The sequence below is a fragment of the Phormidesmis priestleyi ULC007 genome (assembly GCF_003003695.1).
Classification (GTDB): Bacteria; Cyanobacteriota; Cyanobacteriia; order Leptolyngbyales; family Leptolyngbyaceae; genus Phormidesmis_A; species Phormidesmis_A priestleyi_A.
The window spans coordinates 1-24780 of sequence record NZ_PVWG01000036.1; the positions used below are offsets into that span (position 1 = coordinate 1).

Annotated in this window: 19 protein-coding genes and 1 pseudogene; 5 read left to right on the forward strand and 15 right to left on the reverse strand. The window is 49.8% G+C overall.

Features of this window, described 5'->3' with window-relative positions:
• The first annotated feature begins 197 nt into the window (after nucleotides 1-197).
• Nucleotides 198-2537: a GUN4 domain-containing protein gene (locus C7B65_RS20385; protein WP_106254111.1), complete on the forward strand. Its 2340-nt coding sequence runs from the start codon at nucleotides 198-200 to the stop codon at nucleotides 2535-2537.
• 129 nt (nucleotides 2538-2666) lie between these two features.
• On the opposite strand, the gene C7B65_RS20390 is transcribed toward C7B65_RS20385, so the two are convergent.
• Complete coding sequence (locus tag C7B65_RS20390; protein ID WP_073074557.1) at nucleotides 2667-2876, reverse strand: helix-turn-helix domain-containing protein; 210 nt, start codon at nucleotides 2874-2876, stop codon at nucleotides 2667-2669.
• Between the two features lie 125 nt (nucleotides 2877-3001).
• Between C7B65_RS20390 and C7B65_RS20395 the strand changes: the two genes are divergently transcribed.
• On the forward strand, nucleotides 3002-3244 hold the full coding sequence (locus C7B65_RS20395; RefSeq protein WP_073074564.1) for a hypothetical protein: 243 nt from the start codon (nucleotides 3002-3004) through the stop codon (nucleotides 3242-3244).
• A gap of 196 nt (nucleotides 3245-3440) precedes the next feature.
• Here the strand turns inward: C7B65_RS20395 and C7B65_RS20400 are convergent, their stop codons facing one another.
• Nucleotides 3441-5060: a serine/threonine-protein kinase gene (locus C7B65_RS20400; RefSeq protein ID WP_073074556.1), complete on the reverse strand. Its 1620-nt coding sequence runs from the start codon at nucleotides 5058-5060 to the stop codon at nucleotides 3441-3443.
• An 817-nt stretch (nucleotides 5061-5877) separates the two neighbouring features.
• Here C7B65_RS20400 and pheT point away from each other — a divergent pair.
• Nucleotides 5878-8322, forward strand: coding sequence for a phenylalanine--tRNA ligase subunit beta (gene pheT / locus C7B65_RS20405; protein ID WP_073074555.1), 2445 nt, complete (start codon nucleotides 5878-5880; stop codon nucleotides 8320-8322).
• 14 nt (nucleotides 8323-8336) lie between these two features.
• Complete coding sequence (locus tag C7B65_RS20410) at nucleotides 8337-8606, forward strand: YciI family protein (protein WP_073074554.1); 270 nt, start codon at nucleotides 8337-8339, stop codon at nucleotides 8604-8606.
• A 31-nt stretch (nucleotides 8607-8637) separates the two neighbouring features.
• On the opposite strand, the gene C7B65_RS20415 is transcribed toward C7B65_RS20410, so the two are convergent.
• The 10 genes from C7B65_RS20415 to C7B65_RS20460 all read right to left on the reverse strand — a co-directional run bounded on the left by C7B65_RS20415 (nucleotide 8638) and on the right by C7B65_RS20460 (nucleotide 21154).
• A complete protein-coding gene (locus tag C7B65_RS20415; protein ID WP_073074553.1) occupies nucleotides 8638-9144 on the reverse strand; it encodes a MogA/MoaB family molybdenum cofactor biosynthesis protein in 507 nt (168 codons plus the stop codon).
• Between the two features lie 9 nt (nucleotides 9145-9153).
• Nucleotides 9154-9492 (reverse strand): photosystem II reaction center protein Psb28, encoded by a 339-nt coding sequence (gene psb28 / locus C7B65_RS20420; RefSeq protein WP_073074552.1) that lies wholly within the window; start codon nucleotides 9490-9492, stop codon nucleotides 9154-9156.
• Nucleotides 9493-9594: 102 nt separating this feature from the next.
• A complete protein-coding gene (locus C7B65_RS29360) occupies nucleotides 9595-11814 on the reverse strand; it encodes an S-layer homology domain-containing protein (protein ID WP_073074551.1) in 2220 nt (739 codons plus the stop codon).
• Between the two features lie 128 nt (nucleotides 11815-11942).
• Nucleotides 11943-13175, reverse strand: a complete 1233-nt coding sequence (locus C7B65_RS20430) for a tellurite resistance TerB C-terminal domain-containing protein (protein WP_073074550.1) — start codon at nucleotides 13173-13175, stop codon at nucleotides 11943-11945.
• Nucleotides 13176-13277: 102 nt separating this feature from the next.
• The gene (locus C7B65_RS20435; protein ID WP_073074549.1) at nucleotides 13278-14510 is read right to left on the reverse strand and encodes an MFS transporter; all 1233 of its coding nucleotides are present in this window, start codon (nucleotides 14508-14510) and stop codon (nucleotides 13278-13280) included.
• A 109-nt stretch (nucleotides 14511-14619) separates the two neighbouring features.
• Complete coding sequence (locus C7B65_RS20440; RefSeq protein ID WP_073074548.1) at nucleotides 14620-16851, reverse strand: type IV pilus secretin family protein; 2232 nt, start codon at nucleotides 16849-16851, stop codon at nucleotides 14620-14622.
• Nucleotides 16852-16923: 72 nt separating this feature from the next.
• The gene (locus C7B65_RS20445) at nucleotides 16924-17823 is read right to left on the reverse strand and encodes a hypothetical protein (protein WP_073074547.1); all 900 of its coding nucleotides are present in this window, start codon (nucleotides 17821-17823) and stop codon (nucleotides 16924-16926) included.
• Nucleotides 17820-18638, reverse strand: coding sequence for a PilN domain-containing protein (locus C7B65_RS20450; RefSeq protein ID WP_073074546.1), 819 nt, complete (start codon nucleotides 18636-18638; stop codon nucleotides 17820-17822). Before C7B65_RS20450 ends, C7B65_RS20445 begins: the two co-directional genes overlap by 4 nt.
• Nucleotide 18639: 1 nt before the next feature.
• Entirely contained in the window at nucleotides 18640-19755 is a 1116-nt protein-coding gene (pilM, locus tag C7B65_RS20455; protein WP_073074545.1) for a type IV pilus assembly protein PilM, read from the reverse strand.
• Nucleotides 19756-20332: 577 nt separating this feature from the next.
• Nucleotides 20333-21154, reverse strand: coding sequence for a hypothetical protein (locus C7B65_RS20460; RefSeq protein WP_073074544.1), 822 nt, complete (start codon nucleotides 21152-21154; stop codon nucleotides 20333-20335).
• 172 nt (nucleotides 21155-21326) lie between these two features.
• Between C7B65_RS20460 and C7B65_RS20465 the strand changes: the two genes are divergently transcribed.
• On the forward strand, nucleotides 21327-22625 hold the full coding sequence (locus C7B65_RS20465) for an ABC transporter substrate-binding protein (RefSeq protein ID WP_073074543.1): 1299 nt from the start codon (nucleotides 21327-21329) through the stop codon (nucleotides 22623-22625).
• Between the two features lie 94 nt (nucleotides 22626-22719).
• Here the strand turns inward: C7B65_RS20465 and C7B65_RS20470 are convergent, their stop codons facing one another.
• The 3 genes and pseudogenes from C7B65_RS20470 to C7B65_RS20480 all read right to left on the reverse strand — a co-directional run bounded on the left by C7B65_RS20470 (nucleotide 22720) and on the right by C7B65_RS20480 (nucleotide 24753).
• Nucleotides 22720-22989: a hypothetical protein gene (locus C7B65_RS20470; protein ID WP_073074542.1), complete on the reverse strand. Its 270-nt coding sequence runs from the start codon at nucleotides 22987-22989 to the stop codon at nucleotides 22720-22722.
• Nucleotides 22937-23202, reverse strand: a pseudogene (locus C7B65_RS29675) (DUF6972 family protein). The gene C7B65_RS20470 and the pseudogene C7B65_RS29675 overlap by 53 nt, the downstream one beginning before the upstream one ends.
• Nucleotides 23203-23376: 174 nt before the next feature.
• A complete protein-coding gene (locus tag C7B65_RS20480; RefSeq protein WP_317615840.1) occupies nucleotides 23377-24753 on the reverse strand; it encodes a bifunctional folylpolyglutamate synthase/dihydrofolate synthase in 1377 nt (458 codons plus the stop codon).
• Nucleotides 24754-24780: the final 27 nt, after the last annotated feature.

A 24780-nucleotide genomic window follows, 5' to 3' on the forward strand; every position in this document is an offset into this window, starting at 1 on the left:
TGGAGGGTAGCCTCCCGCAAAAATAGCTCATCGCCAGGTTGAATATTAAAAGAACAAAGCCTCCTTTCTTAGCTGAAAGGAGGCTTGTTCGATTGGCTTGCTTGTGATCTTGGTAGCCCTTCTGTCGCTAGGAAATACCGGAGCTTCTAATGCAATCTGTGTAGAATTCAGGTGAGACCTCTGCTTTAGATGTTGCAATGCCGCAAGAATCACTCGATCGACCTGAAGCCAAGCCTGAAAAAGATTCCATTGTGCAGGAGGTGGTAGAATTTTTGATTAGGGTTATCAAGCCGGGAGGGGTTGGGGTTGGTAGTGTTTATGGGCTTTACTCTCTGATTTTTGAAACGAATGTGGCTAAGGCGATCGCTTCCGCTCTAATCGGGTTTGGTTTCTCTTATGGGGCAAAATTGCTGGAACCGATTCATCGGGGCAATGAGAAGCGATTGGCGAAAGCAGGAGAGGTGATTAACGATCGGATTGATAGTCTGGCTCAGGGAACGATCGCTAAAGTAACGCAGGGTGAGGATAAGTATCTTCAGTGTCAGGCGTGGGATTGTCAGGCTTATCGCCCTGAAGGAGTTCGCCAGTCTGATTTGGGAACTCCGCTTTTGGAAGAGGTGTTTGTGCCGCTCGAATTGGACAGTAGCGCGATCGCTCCAGGGTTTCGGGGAATGGAGGGTGCGGACGATGCTGCAAGTATTCGATCGGGCAAGCTGCGAATTTGGGAGTTGTTGAAGCGAACAAAAGCGGAACCGATGCTGCGGCAGATGGTGATTTTGGCGTGGGGTGGCTATGGCAAAACGACGCTGCTTAAGCATGTTGCTCATACTTATGGGAATAAGCAACAAGGACGCTATCAAGTGTCACAAAAAATCCCGGTGCTGTTGGTGCTGCGGAAATATCGTGACTTGCTAACTCAAGAGAATGCTCCCAATTTGGCGGATTTGATTACGCTGCATCATATTCCTGCTTTGCCGACTGATGAAGAATTGAAGCTGCCAGTGAATTGGGCGCAGGAGAGCCTTCGGCGGGGCGATGTGGTGGTGATGTTGGATGGGTTTGATGAGGTGGAGAAAGCTAAAAGACCTGCTCTGGCTAAGTGGTTAAATGAGCAGATGCGGCGATATAGAGATTCGGTATTTATTCTGACTTCGCGCCCTAAAGCTTATAGAGAGCAGGATGCAGGTGATCGTCTAGAGATGACGACTCCGATTTGGGTGCGTGATTTTAATCAGGGGCAGCGTCGGGATTTTGTGGAGAGTTGGTATCGATATCAAGAGCGGTTTGCGAACAGTGGACGAGATACGCCGGATGTCAAACAAGCCGCGCAATCTGCCGCAGATGAGCTTTTGGCGCAGATTGAGGCGCGATCGGAATTGAAGGATTTGGCGAAGAATCCGCTTTTGCTGACGATGATTGTGACGTTTCATCGGCGGTTTCCGGGGGCGGAGTTGCCAAGGCGACGGGTGGAGCTATATCAGGAGATTTGTCGGCTGCAATTGAAGGATCGCCCTGGGGCGAGAAAGTTGGAGACGCTGCTGTTGGAGTGTGGAGCGCAGGTGATTTTGCAGATGCTGGCGCTGGAGATGATGCAGAAAAAAGAGGGGCGGGTGGAGCGTAGAGAGCTAGTGGAACGGCTGGCAGGATATTTGACAGTGCAGGGTGAAACCATTGATGCTGTGGAGTTTCTCGATCAGGTGGTGCAGGTGAGTGAGTTGGTGATCGAGCAGGAGGATGAGTATGAGTTTGCTCATCTGAGTTTTCAGGAGTATTTGGCGGCGGAGGAGGTGGCTCGGTTGGGGCAGGAGAGTTTGCTGTATGAGAAGTTGGGGGAGGATTGGTGGAAGCAGGTGATTTTGTTGTATGCGGGATTAGTGAACCCTGGAAAGCTGATCCGAGAGATGACGGAGCGCGGGGCAGCGGATTTAGCGTATGTTTGCTTGCAGGAGACGACAAAGCGAATCGATCCGGCTTTGGTGAAAGAGTTAGGGTCGCTCAAAGAAAAGCTGCTGATTCATCGATACCGACATCTGGAGGAATTCACAGTGAACCAGCAGCCGTTGTTGCAAGAGTTTGAGGCACTTAAGAAAAAGGTGCTAAGTTCTCGGTATCAAAAGCTAGAGGAATTTCTGAAAGACCAGCAGTGGAAAGAGGCGGATAATGAAACGTATCGATTGATGATTATGACGGTGGGGAAGGAAGAGGGGGAGTGGTTTGAGCCAGAGCACTTGCTGAATTTTCCGCGTGAGGAGTTGTTGAATATTGATCGGTTGTGGGTAAAGTATAGCGAGGGTCGGTTTGGCTTTAGTGTTCAGAAAGAATTATATCTAGAGTGCGGAGGCATTGTTGACGGGCAGTATCATGCGGAGGCATGGGAAAGTTTCTGTAACACTAACGGTTGGATGGAAAAGGGTAAGTATACGAAGGTAGTTTATGATATCTCTTCTCCGAGGGGATATCTTCCGCGGCTTGGGGTAAAGTTGACGCGTGGGCGTTGGATGGAACACGTCTCTCTTCTCTCAAACTGCGACTTGTAGACTGTAATGTCCGGTAGCTTCAGCCTGTTTTTAAGACTTGTATTAATGTTCCGACTCGGCGTGTTTTTTGCCTTTAGAAGGATCTATGTACTTGATACCGTCAGGTCTTTGTAAGAGTTCGATCGCCCCCTATTCCACCACCTCAACCAAATCATCGATCGTCACCCCAAAAGCCTTCGCAATCTTATAAACCGCACTCAAATCAACAGTATTCAACTCACCACGCTGAACATAACTTCTGACTGTGCTGTAGTTAACGCCTGAGCGTTCGGACACTTCTTTCAAAGTCCAGCCTCGCTTGTCAGCTAATTCTCGAATTTTTAGCCTAACTAGCCCCATTCAGACTTGACAATGACGCGTATGCGACATTTAATAATTGTTGTACATTGAAAAGCGATCGCTCTTTTCGCCTGGAAAACTTGAGAGCGATCGCTACTTCTTATCCCATTACGGGAGGTAACCATATGATATCAGCATCGCAGCCGTCAGCAACGGTTGGTGACAGTTTTGTGCGGAGTTACCGCGATCGTTTGTCTCCTTGGTGCATTATTCAGCTTTTGCCAAAGATGCAGCGCCGTGTGGTGGCTCGGTTTCGGCGGCGGAATGATGCGACGGAACATTTGCGGGTGTTGAAGCGGCTGAACCCGATCGGAAACTATGAGATTGTGTTTGATCCGGCAGTAGAAGAATTGGTAACGGGCGAGTGACCGATGTAGCTGAGGGTGGGCGATCGCCCTCTTTCTTTCACAAAAAAATCCTCTAACATTGCTGGTAGAGGACAGTGTTCCGGGTAAACAAGATAATTTAAATTTACAGGTCTTCTAAGCTTGAAAAAGTACACTAGCGAACAGAAGGTTGCTGATCTTCTAATTTTCAGAAGCGCTTTGATGACTAGCCTTAGCTTTACCAAATTCCGCGTTTCCCTGTGGGTCTGATAGTCATCCAGTTCGTTCGTGCCATCGTCAACTGCTCTTGACTCAACTTTGCCCCAGTGAGATTTGCGCCACAGAGGTTAGCACCTCGCAAGTTTGCGTTGAGTAGGTAAGCGCTACTCAAGTTGGCTCCGCGTAAGTCTGCACCTTCTAGGTCAGCGTTGCTGAGATAAGCTTTTGTCAAGTTGGCATCACGTAAGTTGGCGTGACTGAGATTGGCGCGTCCAAAGTTAACGCTAATCAGGTTGGCTCCATGAAGATTGACTTTATGCAAGTTTGCCTGATGGAAAACCGCATTCGATAAATCGACTCTCGTCAGAATCAACTCCGTCAAATCATAAGAAGCAAAATCTCGTTTCCCTTTGCTGTAGTAGCTCTGTAACCCTTGAGAATCTAGCTTAGGTGAACTGCTCGACTGCCCTCCTCCAGAGTTTCCGGTGCGCCCTCCAGAGTCGCGGCTTTTAGCTCCTGAAACTGATGGCTTAGTTGCCATAACGCGACCGCGAGTCTGCCCAGACTGAAGGCTGGTCGATTCAGTGCGAGTCTGGCGTGCTCTGATTGCCATTGCAGCACGAGCATTGGGAGAAGCGGAAGAATCTTGAGAGTCAGGCCCAGAAGGGTCGCCTCGCTTGCGCCCAACAGTGTTTGGCTGAGATGGCACGTTAGTCATACCGCTTGCCAGACTTTCTAAGTAGGGTTCCAAATCTAGATCTCGCAGAATCTCGTTTGCCGACTGGTAGCGGTGACGAACTGAGACTTCTAGCATTTTTCTGAGAACTTTGGCAAAGTGGTCGCTCACCTGGACTTGTTTTTGCCAGACTAACTCTCCCGTTGCGGGGTCGTAGTCTAAATCTTTAGGAGATTTTCCTGTTATCAAGTAGATGCAGGTGACTCCTAGCGCATAGAGGTCGCTGGCATATACCGGACGCATCGCCATCTGTTCGGGTGGAGCGAAACCAGGGGTGCCGATCGCATAAGACGTGAGGGCTGTTTGTTCTGAAAGACTAGCGTTCAAATCGCTCACCTGATTTTTGACCGCTCCAAAGTCGATCAATACCAATTTGCAGTCGTGAGAGCGCCGAATTAAGTTTGCAGGCTTAATATCACGGTGAATGACTTGATGACTATGAATATATTGCAGAATAGGCAAAATTTCGCTCAGAAAGACCTTGACTTTTAATTCGCCAAATGTGCCTTCTCGCTTAACTTCTTGTTGCAGCGTTGCCCCACTGATATATTCTTGAACTAGATAAAATTCTTGATTTGCCTCAAAATAGTCCAACAACTGAGGAATTTGGGGATGGTTGCCAATCTTTCCCAAGGTGCAGGCTTCTCGCCCAAACAAATCTCGTGCCATCTGCAAAATGTGAGGGGCAGTGGCAGTGGGACGTAATTGCTTTATCACACAGTTGGGCTGACCGGGTAACTTTTCGTTGCGGGCTAGAAAGGTTGCGCCAAAGCCCCCTTGACCAAGCGCGTGCAGAATCCGAAAGCGATCGCTCAACAATAGCTTAGAGCCACAAGCCTGACACGCTTCAGTGTGGATGAGGTTTTCAGGATGTGGACAGACTGGATTCAAGCAGTAGCTCATTCAGCATTACCCGCGTTGATTGTGAGTAGTGGGATATTGCTACCCTGCCCTGATGATCTGGGCACCGACTCGATGACTATAGGGTCAAAGGTGTAAGAGATCCTTTAAAGAGTGTCTAAAGTTGAACCATTTGAACTTAAAGTCTCTATAAACTAGCAGCGGTCAAGCCCCTAATTTGCTGAATGCTCCTGGTTATACAGGATACCCATACGGTCAGGCTCTGCCAACAACAATAGCGCGAACTTTCCTTTCAGCATGGATAACTTTTATGGAAGCTGGGCGATCGTGTAAAGGCAAACTAGAGTTGAGTCAAATCAAAGAAGGTTACTCCCATTTTAGAAAAACCCTCTTTATATAATCGTAGACTGTGAAAATCATGCTTGTCTAGATAGATTTTGCTGACATTGCATTGTATCCGTTTGAGAATAGGTGCCCAAGAAATAGCCTCGTTGCAAAGGTGATATTTATCTCTTATTACTCAATACTCTGACGGACTGGAACTTCCGTAAGTTTGTGAGACATAAATCCGAAGTTAAGCCAGAAATGCAGCCAAAACACTGTAGCAAAAAGTAGACTATTTCTATTTTGACTACAGGGTCAAGAGTTTGAGGGGATGAGTCAAACCAATTTCGGAAGCAACTGCGACTGATCGTTCAATCCGACGGGGCACGGCTTGTTGTACGGGCATGGCACGGCAGTGCCCTCATACGGATCTGTCGCATTCACACATCAAATGGGTATCAGACCGCTCTCTGTCCAATCCTTTGCCTGGGAGCGGTAGAATAGTTCAGACTGGCGTAGATCAAAAGCAAGCTCAATGCGTATTTCTCTGAACTGGCTGCGGGAACTAGTAGATATTTCAATGCCTCCAGAAGCTTTGGCTGAAATGCTGACGATGGCAGGGTTTGAGGTCGAAGACATTGAAGACCGACGCACTTGGGCAGATGGGGTTGTGGTGGGCAAAGTGCTAGAGCGCGATCCTCACCCAAATGCCGATCGCTTAAGTGTCTGCAAAGTTGATATTGGGGGTGACACGCCTTCTACGATCGTCTGTGGGGCAGCAAATGTGCGATCGGGAGTTTTCGTCCCGGTGGCAACGCTGGGAACTTATTTGCCCAAAGTTGACCTGAAGATTAAACCCGCTAAGTTGCGGGGCGTTGCTTCAGAAGGCATGATCTGCTCTTTGTCTGAGGTGGGGTTAACTAAAGAATCAGAGGGCATCCACATCTTTGACGAGTCAGTGTTAGGAACGCTGAAGCCGGGACAGGATGCTCGACCTTTATTAGGGCTGGATGACGTAATTTTAGATCTGACCTCGACTGCAAATCGGGCGGATGCGCTGAGTATGGTAGGCGTGGCGCGTGAGGTTGTGGCGCTGACAGGGGCGACGCTGAGATTGCCGCAGGCAGAAAAGCCAACGGTTCAAAAATCTGGGAGCGGCAGTTTATCCGTGAAGGTTTTAGAGCCTCAGGCTTGCCCAACCTATATTGGCACGACGATCGAGGGCGTAAAAATCGCTCCGTCTCCTCTATGGCTGCAACAACGTCTGCAATCGGCAGGAATCCGTCCGATTAGCAATGTGGTGGATGTCACAAATTACGTTTTATTAGAGTGGGGACAACCGCTCCATGCCTTCGATCGCGATCGTCTCGTCACCGTTGCTGGAAGTGATGCACTGACGATCGGAGTTCGATTTGCTCGTGCTGAAGAATCGCTCAAAACGCTAGACGGACAAACCAAATCTCTCCAAGAGCAAACGCTCCTGATCACTGCAAATGACAAGCCGATTGCCCTGGCAGGGGTGATGGGTGGTGAGGAGACTGAGGTTTATGAAGGTACTCAAAACTTAATGCTAGAAGCGGCACTCTTTGACACGGCGGCGATTCGTCGGTCTGCCCGTTCTCAAGGTTTGCGAACTGAAGCGTCTGCCCGCTATGAGCGAGGAGTTAATCTCGCCGAACTAGAAACTGCTTGCCATCGTGCTTTAAAGCTGATGATTGAATTGGCGGGAGGCACGATCGTCGCTCAAGAAACCGCAGACTCGCGCCCGAAGGAAGCAGTGACGCGAACGATCAAGCTTCGCCTAGAGCGGGTCAATCAAGTCTTAGGAATGGTCGAGTTAGAAGATGATATTGGCGACCTTCCGTCCAGCGAGGTTGAACGGACTCTCACCGCATTAGGCTGTGAGCTTACCGTCATCAAGCCCGATGGTTGGTCGGTGACGGTGCCTTTCTATCGCTATCGAGACCTAGAGCGTGAAATCGACCTGATTGAAGAGATCGCTCGAATCTATGGATACAACAAGTTCTGCGACACGCTGCCAGAGAAGACAGAGCCAGGATATTTGTCGATCGAGCAAGCGATCACCCGCAAACTTCGAGAGTCACTGCGAGCTGCCGGGTTGACGGAGTTGATTCACTACTCATTGGGCAAACCAGAGTCAGAGAGCCAGGTGATTCTCGCAAATCCGCTATTCACAGAATATTCTGCCCTGCGGACTGATCTAATTTCAGGATTAATTGATGCGTTTCAGTTCAACTTAGAGCAGGGAAATGGGGCGCTAAACGGCTTTGAGTTTGGTCATGTGTTTTCGCGAGAAGAGGAAGGATTGACCGAAGCCGAATTTATCGCCGGAATTATGGGAGGCGACCCAACACAAGGCAAATGGGTGCGAAGTGGGCGAGAGCAGCCTCTCTCGTGGTTTGAGGCAAAAGGAATCTTAGAGGCGGTGTTTAAGCGAGTGGGCTTGACGATCGAATATCAGCCCGATCGCCGCGACTCTCGGTTACATCCCGGACGGACGGCTTCTCTCTGGAGTCAGGGCAATCGGCTGGGCACGTTTGGACAACTCCATCCCCAACTGAGGCAAGAGCGAGATCTGCCCGATGAGATCTACGTGTTTCAACTCGATCTGAATGTGGCGATCGCTCAACTCGAACAAGAAGAGGTTTTGATTCCTACCTTCCAGTCTTATTCGACCTATCCATCCTCCGATCGCGATCTGGCGTTTTATGTCGCTACAACCGTTGGAGTGGCAGAATTAAAGCGGTTGATCACCAAAACTGGCGGAAAATTGCTCGAATCGGTCGAATTGTTTGATGAATATCGGGGCGATCGAGTTCCTGAAGGTCAACGCAGTTTGGCGTTTCGGCTGATTTATCGAGCTGACGATCGCACCCTCACTGATGACGACATCGCGCCCATTCAACAAAAGGTGCGAGAGGCGATCGTTGAGAAGTTTAGAGTGGAACTGAGAAGCTAATCGGAGCGCGAGCAATGCCCAAATATGTGATGTGGGGAAGCTATTGCGAGGACGTTCTAGAAAAACGGACTCCTTATCGTCAGGCACATTTAGATGGGCTGGCAAAACAAAAAGCGGCGGGAGTGCTGGTGACGATCGGTCCGACCAAAGATCTCACAAAAGTCTTCGCTATTTATGAGGCGCAAGACGAGGCAACCGTGCGTCAAGTTGTTGAAGCTGACCCCTATTGGCAAAACCAGATCTGGACTGAGTACGACGTGAAAGAATGGATTCAAGCCGTGTAGAACATCCAATCTTTGAAGTTAAGGAAGAATTTTAACCTCCAGATATTTGGTTCACCAAATGCACAAGTTCTGGAAGAATCAATTTTTCTAGGGCAAGTCTGACCGCATTTGAAGAACCCGGAACCGAGAACACGAGTTTGCCGCGATAGACTCCGGCGATCGCTCTCGACGCGATTGCTCTTGACCCAATTTCTGGATAACTGAGGAATCTAAAAAGTTCTCCAAATCCTGGTAAGGTTTTTTCTAGAAGGCTCTCGATCGCATCGTAGGTCGTGTCTCTAGGTGCGATCCCCGTTCCGCCATTCACAATGAGGACACTCAGATCCAAACGTTCGCTTAAATTTTGGATCTGTGAACGAATCTGATCCGGTTCGTCTTTTACTAAGGTGTAGAACCCGATCGAGTGCCCAGCATTCGATAAAAGCTGTTGGATCAGTTGACCGCTGCGATCGGTTTCACGCGTGCGGGTGTCGCTCACGGTAATGACAGCGCAAGAAACAGTCACCCCGGGAGCGTCAGGGTGAGGATGTTGGGTCATGAGTGCCCACTATGATGACTTAGAAAAGCCCAATCCGTTGCGCTCGGCATAGCGTTCCATAAAGCGCATGAAGCGATCCCACTCTTCAACTGATTTCATGACGTAGAGGGCTTCTAGTGCTTCTGGCTTGCCGTTGACAAATTTGGCATTGACCTCGCGAGTGATGATTTCGCCCTCTTCATCAATCATGTATAGCCCGGTGACATCTTCGGTGACATCATTGCTCAATGCTGTGGGTTTCTCAAAGTAGAAAGTAGCGGTTCCACTCGTGCCATCTTTAGAGCGAGTCAACCGAACATCAGGAGTCACATCTTCATCAACACCCCTGGAAAATTGCATTTGTGCCATAGCTGTAAAATTGCGATCGTGGTTAATTCAATTAGTATTCTCCCATTTTACGGAACCTAAAAAAGGGGTTAGGGATCAGGTTTGGGGCTGATCCCCCTCGAATCAGGCGTTGACGATGTACTGTGAGTTTAGCGATGCCACTCTGCCATCTCGCACCAGCGTTTGGTAAACCATTGCAGACACCTCAGCTCTGGTGGCATCACGGTTGGGGTTAAACTGGCGCACATTTGGATAGTTGACAATGATCCGGTCTTGGGTTGCGGCGGCTACGCGATCGAGCACATTTTGCGGGATGGCACTGCGATCGTCATACAAATTCAAGGCGCTAACATCTCCGGGCGGCAGGTTAAACCCGCTTGCCAGTGACAGCACTAGCTGAAGTCGCGTCACATTCTGATTAGGCTTAAAGGTGCCGTCAGGGAAACCGGAGATGAAGCCAGCCCGATAGGCCTGATCGATCATTGGCTTTGCCCAAAAGTCGGCCGCCACATCAGAAAACTTGAAGGCATTGCGTTTGGGAGCCGGGTTAAAGGCCTTGGCGATGATGGCGGCATATTGGGCGCGAGTCATTGGGGCATCGGGTTGGAACTTGCCATCAGCAAACCCCTTAATGAAGTTTTGACTGGCTAGACCCAAAACAAAATCTTTTGACCAGTGCTGTTGAATATCTGAAAACGTTGCCACTGAGGTATCTGGATCGACGATGAACGCAGATGCGATCGCGGGGGCACGATTGGTTGCCACTAACGATTGATAAACCAGAGCGGCGACTTCAGCACGGGTGATATCCATCACGGGCCGCAGTTGCGCCACATTAGGGTGGTTGACGACAAGGCGCTTTTGAGTTGCCGTCGCCACTAAATCGGTTGCATAGCTGGGAATTTCAGCCCGATCGCTATAAGCCCCGACCGCGCTAGGCGTTCCGCCTGTGAGTCCTAACCCGTTGACGAGCGACACTAGCGCCTGAACGCGGGTAAGATTTTGACCGGGGCGAAAGGTGCCATCCGGGAAGCCCGCAATAAAGCCCATTCGATTGGATTTGATGATGAAATCGCGTGCCCAAAAGTTTTCTGGCACATCTGAGAAATTTGTCGCGGCTTGTTTGAGCGGCAGATCGTAGGCTTTGGCTACGATCGCGGCATATTGAGCGCGGGTCAAGGGAGCTTCGGGCTTAAAGGTGCCATCGGGAAAGCCACTAATCAGACTTCGACTGACTAATCCTTGAATAAAGGCTTCTGCCCAATGTCCTCGAATGTCGCTTAATCCAGTGTCGGGCACAGGGGTCGGAACTGGAGCGGGAGTCGGGGTCGGCGTGGGAGTCGGAGTCGGAACTGGAATGGGAGTCGGAGTCGGTGTAGGAATCGGGCTGGGAGTCGGCGTGGGTGCAGGAGTTGGAATCGGGCTGGGAGTCGGCGTAGGCGTAGGAGTCGGAACTTCGCTGACAAGAAACTCGATCGGGCCTTTTACCTTGGTTGGCGTTATCTGGTTGCCAGCCGATGCGATCGTGATCGGTGGACTGGTCGCATTCTCAAAATCAAATTCAGCATTATCTCGAAAGATATTGCCGCCTGGATCTTGACTGCTGCCTAAGTTAGGGACAGATCGCTCTAACGAAATTAACCCGCTTTCGGTGTTGCGTTCGACGATGTTGCCGCGCAAAACAGGACGGGCAGCTTTTGACAACACGATACCAGAGCGGTTTTCAAAGATGCGGCTGTCGGCGATCAAGGGCGCGGCGTTGTCTCCGATCGCCAGCCCAAACCCAGTGTTCTGGCAGACGTTGCGGCGAAACTCGCCTTTTGTGTCGCGGACGATCGAGATTCCGTTGGCGGCGTTTTGAAAGAATACATTGTCATTGACGACGGGGTTGGCGGTGCCTGTCGCAAAAACGCCTTCTCGTTTGCAATTTACAAAGGTGCAGTTGGCAATCGTGGGTGCGGTCGATTCGATCCAAGCTCCGGTGCCGCGCGTTTCAGAATTGGTGACGGTGACTCCTCGCAGTTGGGCGTTATTTTCTAACTTAAACGTCACCAGTTGATTGGCAAATGTGGGGCTGGCAAAGATGCCGCCACCTGTGATTTGAATGCCGCTGCCTTTATTGGATTCGTTGCCCACTATGGTCACGCCAGAAGGAATGACGATCGGAAAGGTTTCACCCGTTGCCGTGCTGTAGGTGCCTGGGGCGAGTTGAATTTTGGTTCCAGATTTAATCTGTTGCAGGGCGCGCGCGATCGTTTTAAAGGGCGAAACTTGACTGCCTGCTGCGCTATCGCTGCCGCTTGTGGGATTGACGAAAAGAGTAGGCGATGTGGACTGAACCATATTTTTATCAGTTGAATGTGTGAGGGGTAAGCTTATTTTCTGTAGAAAACAGTATTAAATAAGACAATTCCAGGAAGAGTCGAGAGGCTCTTTATAATACTCATCAAGAGGAAAAGTAACGCATTAATTTAGAGATGAATGAGTTTTTGGACGATCGAGCGATATTCTTCAGCAATCACAGCGGGAGTGTTGCTTAAGCCGGGTTCTAAAATCATGTCGCCGATCGTATCGAGGGCGCGTTCGTTAATCGCGTCGATCAAAAGCTCAGGCATGGTGAGATTGTCTTCTGCAATTTTTTTGAGCGTGGGCATGAGATTTTTTTGCTCGGCGATCGCGCGCAGTGCTTTTAATTCCGAATCTGACAGGTGAGTAAAAAATTGAGTCCACTCAACTGGCAAGTCTGGAGAAGCCGATTTGATTACCGTGCCATTCGAGCGTTGATTGACTGGCACGATTGCGACTTTGTGAGTTACGTCGGTGACTTGATTGGGGACTGACGTTTTCTTTAACGCTGAAATTTCGTGGTCGAGGGTTTCTTTTTGTTGACGACGAGCGAGAATTTGGGTTTCTAACTGACCAAGTTCTTCATGCAGAGATGAGATTTGAAGCTGCAATTGCTCGATCGCCGTTTGCAGAGATTTTGAGCCAGTTTCAACTTGTTGGCGTTTGGGTTCGGCTGAAAGTAAAAACTGATCGAGTTCCAATCGATAGCGTTCTAACTCGTTGATCTGCGGCTGCAAGGTCAATAAGTCAGCTTCTATGCGCTGTTTTTGACCCGTTAGCGCGGCGATCTCCTGAATCAAAGTTTCTTTCGTGTTTTTCTGTTCTAGAATTTGCGCTTTGATTTGGTTCAGTTCCGCTTGAGTTGTGGTTAGATTCAGTTCTGCTTGCTGCTTGGCTGAAAGAGTGAACGACAGCGACTCTTTGAGGTCTGCTTCTTGGCGCTCTAGTGCCTGAAGTTTGGTCTGACGCAGATGAACCTGGCTAGTCGGCGCTTGAACTGGAGCCGAAGGGTGAGCGAGGTTCCAACTAACGGCGGCTCTAGGTTTATAAATAGGTTGACTTGGGGGAGAATCGAGGTCTTGGGCAATGCGATCGTGCTCTTCGCTAATAGCAAGCAGCGACTCATAAGCCTCTGATCGCTGGCGCTGCAACCCGCGAATGTGCGCCATCAACTCTGCGGAGCGTTGCTCAAATAACTGATGATAGCGACGTTCAGCGACCGCAACCCCAACCAAGCTTGCAAAGAATGTAATCAATCCTGTCAGCAATGCCCGACCAAAGTCTCTGCTGGTCACAAAGCTCACACCAAAGCTAACCGCAAAGGCAACCAAACTGAGAAGAAGGCGACTTTTGAACATAGCGCTCGTGCTCGACAACCTTGCATTAAAAAGAATCGACCGTAATAAAGTGTACGCGCTCTAGACGGCGTAATCGCAATTTGGATCGAGACAGTTTGGACGTTATAGTTCTGCTTTGATCATTTGGTCAAGCCGTCGCAAAATGGCGATCGCGACCACAACGCTCAAGGTGAGAAATAGCCACAAACCATGAGCGATCGTCGTGGATTGATCTAATGCCCATCCACCTAAGGGAGGGCCAATAAAATAACCTGCGGCCCAGCACTGAGAGTTGACGGCTAGATAAACTCCTCGCAGCGATTCGGGCGCTAGATCGACGACTAGCGCAGATGCCACAGGCGTATAGGTGATCGTTGCGAATGACAAGACACCCATGCCTAAGATTGCCCAAACGAGGTGCCCTTGCGAGACGATTCCGGTAATGCCGATCAGAGCGAACCCAACTCCCCACAGCGACGCTGATAGCATCAACACTTTGGAACGGCTGAATCGATTGAAAGCACGCGCGATCGGCAATTGGCAAATCACCGATAACGTCAAATAGGCTGTAAACAAAGCGCTAATCACAGGGGGAGGAAAGCCCCGATGAGCGTTATCTAAGTGCAGAAAGTTACTGAAATAGAGCGGCATCGTGCTATCAATTTGCACAATGTAAGTCGTAAATATTGTGTTCACTAGCGCATACACTAATAGACGCTTATCAGCGAATGCGATCGTCCATCCTTGTCCACGAGTTCTCTCAACAAATGGATTGGTTTCAGCGATTGCGAAATAGATCACCCCGAAGAAGACTAAAAATGAAAATCCGTCGATCAGAAAGAGCGATCGATACGAGCCTGTTGAGCTGATCAGCAACCCGCCCAGAACGACTCCGATGCCCAGCCCTAACACATCCGACAAACGGGTGATCGAGTAAGCTTCGTTGCGTTGAAGAGGAGTTGTCAAGTCGGCTACGACTGCTTCGGTGGCCGGCCAATAAAGCCCCATTCCCAACCCCATGAGCAGATTGCCGCCGACAAAAGCTGGGAAATTATAGGCCCCTGCTAGGGTGAATGAAGCGATCGAAGAAACCACCGCTGACAGTAATAAAGTCCGTCTACGTCCCCAAAATTTTGAGTCTGCAAAGGTGCCGCCGAGGGCACGCCCAACCACGCCAGAAATTGAGGCACTGCCTATCCCTAACCCGACAGCGGTTGCCGATAGCCCAACCTGATTGACAAAGAAAATTGGCGCATAGAATAGGGTGAATCCGGTGCCAACTTGTGAGAGCAACCGACCCAAGGCGAGAATCCAAACTTCATGACGGAAACGGGGCAGCCAAGCGGGAAGTTTCATTAAGCCTGAGAACCATTCTTTCAAACAAAGAGCCAGAATTCAAGAAACATCCTGAATTCTGGCTCTCATAGCGTATCTTCAATGGTTTAGCAAGTCGCCTATCTAGAGGTTAGCGACTGCCTGGATTTTGCTGCAAGACCTGCCGCACTTCCGGCCCTGGCGTGTAGCCATAGCCGTAGGTTGAGCGATCGGAGTCGTCAATAATCTGCGGAGTCAGCAGCACAATCACTTCTCGGCGTTGGTTATTGCGCTCGGTGCGGCGAAATAAAGCACCCAAAATTGGAATATCTCCTAAAATCGGCACCTTCGTTACCGTAGCGCGGTCTTGCTCTTGAATAATCCCGGAAAGCACTAACGTCTGACCATCCCTTAGCCGGATTTGACCTGACTCTAGTTTTCGTTCAGACAACAGCGTGATGATATTACTTGAGCCAGGTGAGCCATTGATGCCAGCAATGTTGATAGATTGAGTGCTCTCAGGCTGAGAGATCGACGGAGCAACCGATAGAGAAATGAAGCCGTTGTCATCAATGCGATCGACCTTAACGGGCAAAATCAACCCAGCAGATCTCTTCTCAGCCGTCAGGGTTACAGTTTGCACATCATTCCTCCCCCCAGTCACATTCTGAACAAAGTTTGTGATCACTTCTTGTGTCAAGTTAACCGTTGCGGTTTGCCCTTCTTGCACAACTAGCGTCGGGTCGGTCAAGATCTTAGCGTTGCCGCTCACCACTGAAGCCTGTAGCTGGGCAAAAAAGCTACGAATAAAATCAACGGGTGAAGCACCACCAGCGATGTTCACAACTGTGCCGATCGTGCTTCCGGTACCATCCGAGGTCGCCGAACTTGACCCAGGGGTGTTTCGACCAAAGTTAAGCACCGCAATGCCGCCTTGGTTAAGGATCTGCGAATCCCCGACCCCAAACGAGAACGTCGTGCCAAATCGCCGCAGTGCCAGCAGGTTTACGTCAATCACTTTGACGTTGACTGCTACCATCCGCCGTCTTGAATCAAGCTGAATCAGTTGGCTGGTTGCCAGTTCAATTTGTTTAGCGGTGCCGATCAGCGTGATGGAGTTTGTGCGCTCATCGCCTGATACCTGCATGCCTCGCAGAAATGGCGTAGAATCTCTAAACTCAGCGCGCTGAACCTCGACTCTGGTTTCTGTCGTGGTCTCGGTAGTGGCTGGCTGGTTTGCCGTAGTTTGTTGAGCACCTTCTAGCTGAGATGCCGACTGAGCGATCACCGTTCTGACTTGCCGCTCTCTGGTCACCGCGCTTTCTGCCCCCAAGCCCACCAAAAAGTTGACGGCACTGCTCACAGATATTTGATTGAGGCGCAGACTCCGAGCCAATGCCCCACGAGCCGAGTTAGGTAACCGGGTGCCAACAATAATGGTTCGCCCTGAGCGCGTTGCTTCTAGGCTGCCACATTGACCGCCCCCACCCTGCCCGGTTGTTGCAACAGGGACGCAAGCCAGCCGTAACACATAGTTGAAGACATCTTGCACTGACTCATTTTCAATATCAAGCGAGATTGTCGGGCCGCCCGATCGAGTCGCTTGTCCGGCGGCTGTGCCAGTTTGTCCGCCCGGAGATTCGCTAAAGGCTAAGTTGAGTCCGGCGGCTCTGGCAAGTAGAGACAAAACCTCTCGCACTGGAGCATCGCGCAGCACGAGCCGAGGAATGCGTTCTGCGGAACCCAAATCGATCGAGGAAGGCGACACGTCGATCGGCGCGACTGTAATATCTCCAACGGGTGGAGCTACGGCTCTCGGCAAAAAGGGCGGCACTGGAGCCACTGGCACCGTAGGCGGAGTAGTCGTAATCGTTGGGTTGGGCACCAGAGGCGCGATCGGCACCCCAAGCGGTGGAGCAGGCGTTGCAGACGGTGCAGCAGGCGTTGATGCAGGAGCCTGAGCAACGGGCGCTCCCCCTCCGCCAGCACCACTGACGCTCAAAATCACGCCTTTTGCATTGCGGCTGGCAATTTGCCCAGTCGGAGCGGTATTGCCCTGCCCCACTACGGTCACCTGAATGCCATTGCCACCGACGGGTGTGACCGCGATCGAGGCGATGCCTGGTGCTGGGTTATTTTGCTGAAAAGACTGGCCGCCGCGTAGCTGCGTATTGAAAATATAAGCCGTCCAAGTGTTGCCGCGGTTGACGTTAAACACTTGCGGAGCGCGATCGCCCGCCTGAGTTTCTAACACCACATCGACCCCCGATCGACTGGGATTTAAGCGCACATTGGTGACTTGAGTTGGGGCTGCACTTGCTGCCTGAGTTGCCGCCAGCACGATCGCGGCAGTGGCTGCACCGATTCCATAAAACTCCTTCACGGGTTCACTCCTCTCTCAACTTAAAAACGATGGGATTAAAACGTAAATCGAGCGGTCTTGCCGCCGCTCTGACTATTTGGGTGAAGCGGTTGGGCTAGGAGTGGGCACGAGTGCCTTCTTATCCGCCGCATTGAGAGGTATCAACGCCTCCATTTGAAAGGAAGTCGTGATTTTGGCATCGGGCTGGCAGTTGGTTAAAAAGCGCACGATGCCCCCCGGCGCAATTTCATAGAGACCGCCTGGAACCAGTGCGCGGTTTTTATCGCCGACCTCAATCTTGAGATTTTTGATCAGCAGCAACGGCTGAAGACGCTCGATCGTTCTAAAAATGGATTGAGTTTGGTTAAAGTTGCCCTCAAACTGCACGTCAATCGATTGACGCTTGAGCTTGTTGTCGATCGGCGCACCGAGCGAACCATCGGCAATCACCTCGGTGCCTTTGACATTAGGCGTAAATTTCTTTAGCTTGGCATCAGCGACCAAAGCGCCTACTTTGTCTTCAAATTTTTGGTAGGTGACAATATCAGAATATTGATCGCGTACCCAAGCAGGGCAACTGTTAAGCTTTGCCTTAGTTGCCGCAATGCGACCTGAGTTGTTTTTATCAATCAACTGATTGATGTCTAGCAACAACGTATCTAACGTCTTGTCGGTTGCAAATAAAGCTAAAACCTGATCGCGTTGCTGATTCACTTGCGTGAGCTTTGTCTTGGCATCCTGAATCTGTTGTTTGATCGATGCCTGTTCCTTAAGTTGCTCATTCTTTTCTTTAACTTTGGCATCTAGCGATTGATACGCTTCCCAGGTAGGGCTGACCACATAATTCCAGAGCAAGCCAGCGCTGATCAGCCCTGCGGCTGCTAGAGCGATGCCGGAGATGACAGGCGTGAGCGTAATGCCAAATACAACCGGATAGTTGGGACCCGGATCAAAGTCTGAATCTTGAGGAATAAAATCTCCACCTGCCGTCATGGTTTAATCACTCCCTTTTCTTTGAGGGCTTCAATACGGGTCACGAGTCCAACGGCTCCTTTACGATCGAGTTCGCGAATCAGCTCAGAGGCAGGCACTTCGCTCAAGGCAGTTTGGAGCGAAAACTTAACTCGTGGCGGCAGTTTGGGGGTCTCATAGTTGGCGCTTGAGCCGCCAGCCTTAGAGCCAGCTAAATCTAAACTTTGCAATGCTTGAGAATCTGTGAGTTCTGCACTAATGAGCTTGGTTTGAGCGCTCTGCAAAAAGTTAGATTGTTGCAAGGTTAAAAGAAAGTCGTTGACATCGTTAAACGAATTTGCCACGCCATCGATCTGGATCAGCCCCGACACAGGGGCTGGCGCTTGACCCGCCACCGCAGGTTTTGCTGGAGTTTTAGCGGGGTCAACCTGCGTGATGCCAGCAATTTGCACGTTGGGCGGCAAGCGATCGCGAATATCTTGCGCCATCGCTGACCAGGGTTTAATTTGGTTAAACACCGTTGCCAGCGCTTGAGTTTCGTCAGTGCTTTGCTTGATTTGAGCGTTGATCAATGCGAGGTCTCGTTTCTGAGCTTCGAGGTTGCCCAGTTGAGCGTCTAACTCTACTTGCTGTCGCTCTAGGTCGGCGTTTCTGACTTGCAGAAAGCCCCACAACGCTAACAGCGCGATCGGAAAGAAAACCCCAGCCGCTAACCCCCAATAGAGGGGGCGACGATCGTCGCTCACATAGGTCGAGGTTTTTCGTCCGGCTCGTCTAGCACCATCGGTTTTGTATTCTGGTCGATCGTTGAGAAAATTAATGTCTAAGCTATACATCTCACCATGCCTCCCGCAATCCTAACCCCAACACAACGCCTAACCCTGGTCTAGCCGCTAACGGAATCTCTTGAGGCGTTTCGATCGAGAGCGCCGCCACAGGATCAACCGAGTTGCAGGGCAGACTTAAGCGTTGCGTTAAGAATTCGTCGAGTTGCCCGATCGAGGCACCTGGGCCGGCCAGCAGGAGTTGAGCCACTTCCAGGTTTTCGCCTTGATTGAGATAGAAATCAATCGATCGCCGCAGTTCGTCAGACAGTTCGCCCAAAACTCTCAGCATTGCCGCCGTTCCGGGATTGGTGCCCGGACTCATTCTCGGACTGCCCATCGTATCCATTGGGTTGGCCGGAATGGTCATGCCTTGCAGCAAATCGATGCTGCGAGAAGGAGGCAAATTCATTGCTCGTGACAAAGCACTTTGAATTTGGAAACTGCCGATCGGCACCGTGCGCGAAAATTGCGGCACGCCATCGACGGTAATTGAGATCTCGGTGCTTTCAAACTCGATATCCACTAAAGCTACAGCTTCTTGAGGCGCAAACTGTCTCAATTGTTCGCGAATGGTGCGAATCAGTGAAAAGCTGCTAATCTCCAAAACATCAACTTGCAGCCCTGCTTGTTGGAAAGTATTAATATAGGTGTCTGTAATTTCTTTGCGCGTTGCTACCAGCAAAACCTGAACTTTCTCAATGCCGTCTTCGTCAATAAATAGACCGAGTTTTTGATAGTCTACGTCGGCTTCTTCGCGAGGGAACGGCAGATATAACCCGGCTTCCTGGTTTAACACCATTTCTCGCAGTTCCCGATCGTCAAGCTCTGCGGGAACCGGAATAATTCGAGTCACCGTATCGCGCCCCCCTGGGACGGCGGTTGCCGCTTGTTTAACTTTAATTTTGTTGTCTGATAACGCGGTTTGAATTAGCTCAGACATGGCGGGAGGATCGACAATTTGCCCTTCTTGAAATACCCCGTCAGGCACGGGAACAGTCACGTAGCTAGCGAGCCGAAACCCTGAACCTTGCTTACGTAACTGGGCAATATTGATCCGATCGGGGGCTAACTCTATGCCAACCCCTTTAGACTTTTTAGAAAAGAGACCTTTTAGACCGTTAACCACAGATTTGTTAGCCCACTAAGAGATAATTTGGAACCGAAGCTGGGGAAGGAATAACCGTAAAACGGTCGGGTTCAAGAGCATAGTACACAATTTAATTCAGAATGACTCGTTTGCACACAAAGATACAAAGATTTGGGGTTCATTCTGCAATATCGACTGAATAATCAGCAAATAATTTTGCTTGACGAATTCAGACTACCCCGAAATGATCGACCAATCTGCTGAGTCAATTTCGGTGATTTCTTCTCAAACAAAAATCATTTTGACTCAGATAAACTAGTTTGATCGACTGGTTAGGTGCTGGAATCTGCAATCAACTTGTGGCTAAAAAATTCTCCTCTAAGCGCTTGATCGGGAACTCATTTGTGAATAGTACACGCATTTTCAGAAAATGACGATCGAAAAATAAAGTTTGTGATAGCGGCTCAAGAGAGATCAGGCGCAAGCCTTAAAAGTTCGACGACAAATTGCTAGGTGGAATTAAGTATCAAAAGAAAAGCCTCTCGCTAAATACAGAAAGCCCGTGTCACAATTGCAACACAGGCTTCAACTTTTTCAGGTTTCATCCTTCAGTCTTTCATCCTCCGGTGCACTTTTGTGACCAGTTAGGAATCGTAGTTCTCGCGCTTGACAAAGATTCGAGGCGATTGCGGTAGGTTCTGAGTTGCGATCGATACGTTTGATTAGGGGCACTCTCTAACGCTCGATCAACAATGGCGATCGCACCTTGCCAATTTTGTGAGCAGGTGGCTTGCAGCAGTTGAGCGTCTAATCTCTGGGTGTTGGGGTTATTGGCTAGCTGAGTAGGGACTGCTGTTTTAATAAACCCGGTCGTGGCTCTGCCGTTGTCTATTTGGGTGGGTGTGGCTTGCGGGGTCACTGGCTGAGTGACTTGAGGCGTTCTGGTCGGAGGAGTTCGATTAGTGCGGGGCTGAACGATCGCACTCGGAATATCGCTGGGCAGCACGATCGTGCGAATCGTGTCTGGGTTTGCAGGCTGACTAGGCTGGGTCAAGCTGGGAGTATTGATTCCAGAAGTGCCTGGGTTGGTGACAGGTTGAGAGCCGTCAAAGGTAGGATTTGGCTGACCCAAAGCAGGAGTCGGAAAACTCCCTCCTGAAACGCCAGGATTAGTCACGGGCTGATCGATCGTCGCTCCATTATTCTCAGACGAAGCGGGACTGCTAATTCCTGAAACGCCAGGATTGGTTACGGGCTGATCGATCGTTGCGCCGCCATTCCCCGATGGAGTGGGACTGCTAATTCCTGAAACGCCTGGATTTTTGACGGGTTGATCTGACCCAACTTGCGCGATCGCTCGATTGAGCCAGATTCCAGACGATAGAGATATTAAGGTGAACGATGCGATCGCTCCAATTCGTGAACCCCTGATTATCATGCTTGTCCTTTTAGGTGATTGTTAATTCAGAAATATTGGAGTACCTAATAACCCATCACATCTATCTGAAGAGAGGAAAGCGTTGAGTGAGTAGACTCAACTCAAAACTCAGATTTTAGGACTCTGGTGATCAGGTAGACTAAGCTACGCGATCGCCATTTAAATAGAGAAGATGCGTCAGATTAGAACCTGGAAAACGTTTGGACTGTTTGCCCTGTTGGGATGTGTACTGAGTTGGCTGGTGAGTTGTGGCACAGGCAGTGCGCCTTCGGGCAGCAACCAGGCATCGGGTCAGCCAGAAGTAGAATTTTGGACGATGCAGCTCAAGCCGCAATACACCGATTATTTCAATCAACTGATCACAAACTTTGAGACCCAAAATCCGGGGGTGAAAATTCGGTGGGTCGATGTGCCCTGGGCAGAGATGGAACGCAAGATTCTCACGGCAGTGGTGGCAAAGAGTGCGCCCGATGTAGTGAATCTCAACCCAAATTTTGCCACCCAGCTAGCCGAGCGCAATGCCTGGTTAGATCTCGATGCTAAGATTCCTGCCGAGGTGCGTCAGCAATATCTCCCAAATATTTGGCAGTCGAGCACACTCAACGGCAAGAGCTTCGGAATTCCGTGGTATCTGACGACTAGAGTGGCGATTTACAACACAGATTTGCTGAAGCGATCGGGCGTGAGCAAACCTCCCGCAACCTATGTAGAGCTGGCTCAAGCTGCAAAGCAAATTAAAGATAAAACGGGAAAATACGCCTTTTTTGCGACGGCAGTTCCTGAAGATTCGGGCGAGATTCTCGAATCGTTTGTGCAAATGGGGGTGCAGTTAATCGATGGTCAAGGCAAAGCGGCATTCAATACTCCGCAAGGCAAAGCCGCCTTTCAATATTGGGTGGAGATGTATAAAAATGGGTTGATGCCCAAAGAAGTGCTGACCGAGGGGCACCGTCACGCGATCGACCTTTATCAACAAGGACAAACCGCAATTTTGGCATCGGGTGCAGAGTTTTTGAAGACGATCGAGAAAAATGCGCCATCGATCGCTCAAGTCTCGGCATCGGCTCCTCAAATCACAGGTGACACAGGCAAAAAGAATATCGCAGTGATGGATTTGTTGATTCCTAAAGACACCGATCAGCCCGATGCCGCACTTAAGTTTGCGCTGTTTGTCACCAACAATGAAAATCAACTGGCGTTTGCCAAAGCTGCAAACGTTTTGCCCTCGACGATTAAAGCGTCACAAGATAGCTATTTCACCACGCTTCCTGCCAATGCAACTGCGGTAGACAAAGCCAGAATTGTGAGTGCGAGTCAGCTCAAAAGTGCAGAAGTTTTGATTCCGGCGATGAAGAACGTTAAAGAGTTGCAGAAAGTGATTTATCAAAATCTGCAAGCGGCAATGTTGGGGCAAAAGACGATCGATCAAGCGATTAATGATGCGGCTCAAGGTTGGAACGGGCGATCGTAATTATTGACTACAAATCTTTGAGTAGGTGGTTGAGCGATCGAGCCAATCAACCATCCTCTTAGAGTCATGAATTAAATAAGGCTCGGATTTGCCCTCACTGCAATTCAGATGCAGAAAGTCGCCCTTCCAAGGGTTCATATTCATCTTCCAATAGCCAGTGTTGCGCTTCGTCGTATGTGGAACTTGCAAAAATGACTGTATAGTTTTTTGCAGGATCGAAGATACGACAACTTCCCGACTCTTCACCTAACAGCAGCAAAATGTAGGGCGGCGACAGCATTGGCTCAATCCACACCTCGGCAAACTGCCAATCATCCTGCACTCGATCGGGTACGGGGAATGACGTGATATCGGTTTTCTGCATCAATCTTCACCTCGCCGTAGAACAAAAGAATCGTTGAACCATTCGGATCAATTCGATAGCGATCGGTTCAGTAAAGAGTAAACCGTAACGCTCATATTCTCGAACGATACCTGTATATTCTCCCCTTTCAATGATGGTTTGAGCAACTCGATCCATCGTCACTTTGTCATTGAAAACGTGCGCTGATCTTCCTCGTCTCAACGATCGCTGCACTGATGCCGTATTGGGTAGGTGTTTCGCAATGTGTCTTGGATCTAGAAAAATCTCACGGTTAATACCATTTGTAAAATCGGACAAGTTTGCTCCTCAAGGCAGATCACACCTAATCACAGCCTGACTAAGTAAGTAAGTAAGTAAGTAAGAAGCTCTCAGAAGATCGATCGTACTTCAAATCGGTGATCGGGTCTTCTCAAAGAAATCACCAATCAAATACAAAGATCCACACAAGACGATTAGATTTTGATCCGATTTCTGCATCGCTAACTCTAATGCTAAAAACACGTTTTCGTAAACGCGACAATCCGCTAAATCAGGGCAGATTTGTTTCGCTAGAATGGCTAACTCTTGAGGATTTGCAGAACTGTGACCAGGAACGGGAACGAGATCAAGCCGATCGCCGCTTCTCAGCAATTCCTTAAACACATCAGCGTGATCTTTAGTCGATAGCATTCCCATCACCCAATGAATGGGAGATTTTTCTAACGTGTCTACAAATTGACGCAGCACCTCAGCGCTAGCCGGATTGTGAGCACCATCAATGAGAATCTGGCGATCGCAATAAGTAAACCATTGCAGCCGCCCCGCCCATTGGGTTTTCGCGATTCCATTCGTGATCGCTTCGTCAGAAAACTCCCAGCCTTCTTGTCTGAGAAATTGCAGCGCCGCGATCGCTAAGGCTGAATTGTGCAGTTGAATCGCCCCTTGCAATGGCAACTGATATTGAAAGGTTTTGATTAGCTCGATCGAGCCTTCTTCGCCCGTCTCAAGCCTCAACTCATATTCTTCTATGCCTTGATATTCTGCCCAACCGTTGCCGAGATTTTTGGCGGACTTTGGGTAGATCGTGGGGCAATTTAATTCCAAAGCGCGACGATTGACGATCGTCGCCGCTTCGCTAGGAATTTGACCAATCACCGCTAGACAGCCAGGTTTGAGAATGCCCGCTTTTTCTCGTGCGATGTCTGCGAGGGTCGGCCCAAGTCGCTGCCAGTGTTCCAAGCTGAGGGAAGTGATCACTGTGACTAGAGGCTGATCGCAGACGTTGGTCGCGTCTAACCGCCCACCTAAACCAACTTCGACTACCGCAATATCTACTTTTTGTTGAGCAAAATAGAGCCACATTGCCGCCGTGATCACTTCAAATTGAGTGGGAGATGGGCGATCGAAACGAATAGCTGCTTCAACTTGCTGCAATACTTGCTGGAGATCTGCGGGTGAGATCGGCTGGTCACGAATACAAATACGCTCACACCAATTCACCAAATGTGGTGATGTGTAGCGCCCGACTCGATAGCCCGCTTCGGTCAGCACTGTTGATAAATAGGCACACACTGACCCTTTGCCATTGCTTCCGGCAACGTGAATGATCGGAACTCGATCGTGCGGGTTGCCCAACTCGGCTAAAAGGTTTTGAATCGCTTCTAAGCCGAGATTGACTCCAAATCGCTCAAATTTTTTAAGGAAGGTCTCGATCGAGGAATTAGTCATTAAGCATTCTAAGTCGCTAAATGGAATCAAAATCAAAGCGATCGATTTCAGAATCATCCTAACGCTTATGATATTCTGCGATTC

Coding starts and splice junctions, on each gene's coding strand:
- C7B65_RS20435 (WP_073074549.1), bottom strand. CDS start 14,510: ATGAAACTTCCCGCTTGGCTGCCCCGTTTCCGTCATGAAGTTTGGATT.
- C7B65_RS20430 (WP_073074550.1), bottom strand. CDS start 13,175: ATGTTCAAAAGTCGCCTTCTTCTCAGTTTGGTTGCCTTTGCGGTTAGC.
- C7B65_RS20390 (WP_073074557.1), bottom strand. CDS start 2,876: ATGGGGCTAGTTAGGCTAAAAATTCGAGAATTAGCTGACAAGCGAGGC.
- psb28 (WP_073074552.1), bottom strand. CDS start 9,492: ATGGCACAAATGCAATTTTCCAGGGGTGTTGATGAAGATGTGACTCCT.
- C7B65_RS20415 (WP_073074553.1), bottom strand. CDS start 9,144: ATGACCCAACATCCTCACCCTGACGCTCCCGGGGTGACTGTTTCTTGC.
- C7B65_RS20460 (WP_073074544.1), bottom strand. CDS start 21,154: ATGATAATCAGGGGTTCACGAATTGGAGCGATCGCATCGTTCACCTTA.
- pheT (WP_073074555.1), top strand. CDS start 5,878: ATGCGTATTTCTCTGAACTGGCTGCGGGAACTAGTAGATATTTCAATG.
- C7B65_RS20395 (WP_073074564.1), top strand. CDS start 3,002: ATGATATCAGCATCGCAGCCGTCAGCAACGGTTGGTGACAGTTTTGTG.
- C7B65_RS20400 (WP_073074556.1), bottom strand. CDS start 5,060: ATGAGCTACTGCTTGAATCCAGTCTGTCCACATCCTGAAAACCTCATC.
- C7B65_RS20450 (WP_073074546.1), bottom strand. CDS start 18,638: ATGTATAGCTTAGACATTAATTTTCTCAACGATCGACCAGAATACAAA.
- C7B65_RS20480 (WP_317615840.1), bottom strand. CDS start 24,753: ATGATTCTGAAATCGATCGCTTTGATTTTGATTCCATTTAGCGACTTA.
- C7B65_RS20385 (WP_106254111.1), top strand. CDS start 198: ATGCCGCAAGAATCACTCGATCGACCTGAAGCCAAGCCTGAAAAAGAT.
- C7B65_RS20445 (WP_073074547.1), bottom strand. CDS start 17,823: ATGACGGCAGGTGGAGATTTTATTCCTCAAGATTCAGACTTTGATCCG.
- C7B65_RS20410 (WP_073074554.1), top strand. CDS start 8,337: ATGCCCAAATATGTGATGTGGGGAAGCTATTGCGAGGACGTTCTAGAA.
- C7B65_RS20470 (WP_073074542.1), bottom strand. CDS start 22,989: ATGCAGAAAACCGATATCACGTCATTCCCCGTACCCGATCGAGTGCAG.
- C7B65_RS20465 (WP_073074543.1), top strand. CDS start 21,327: ATGCGTCAGATTAGAACCTGGAAAACGTTTGGACTGTTTGCCCTGTTG.
- C7B65_RS29360 (WP_073074551.1), bottom strand. CDS start 11,814: ATGGTTCAGTCCACATCGCCTACTCTTTTCGTCAATCCCACAAGCGGC.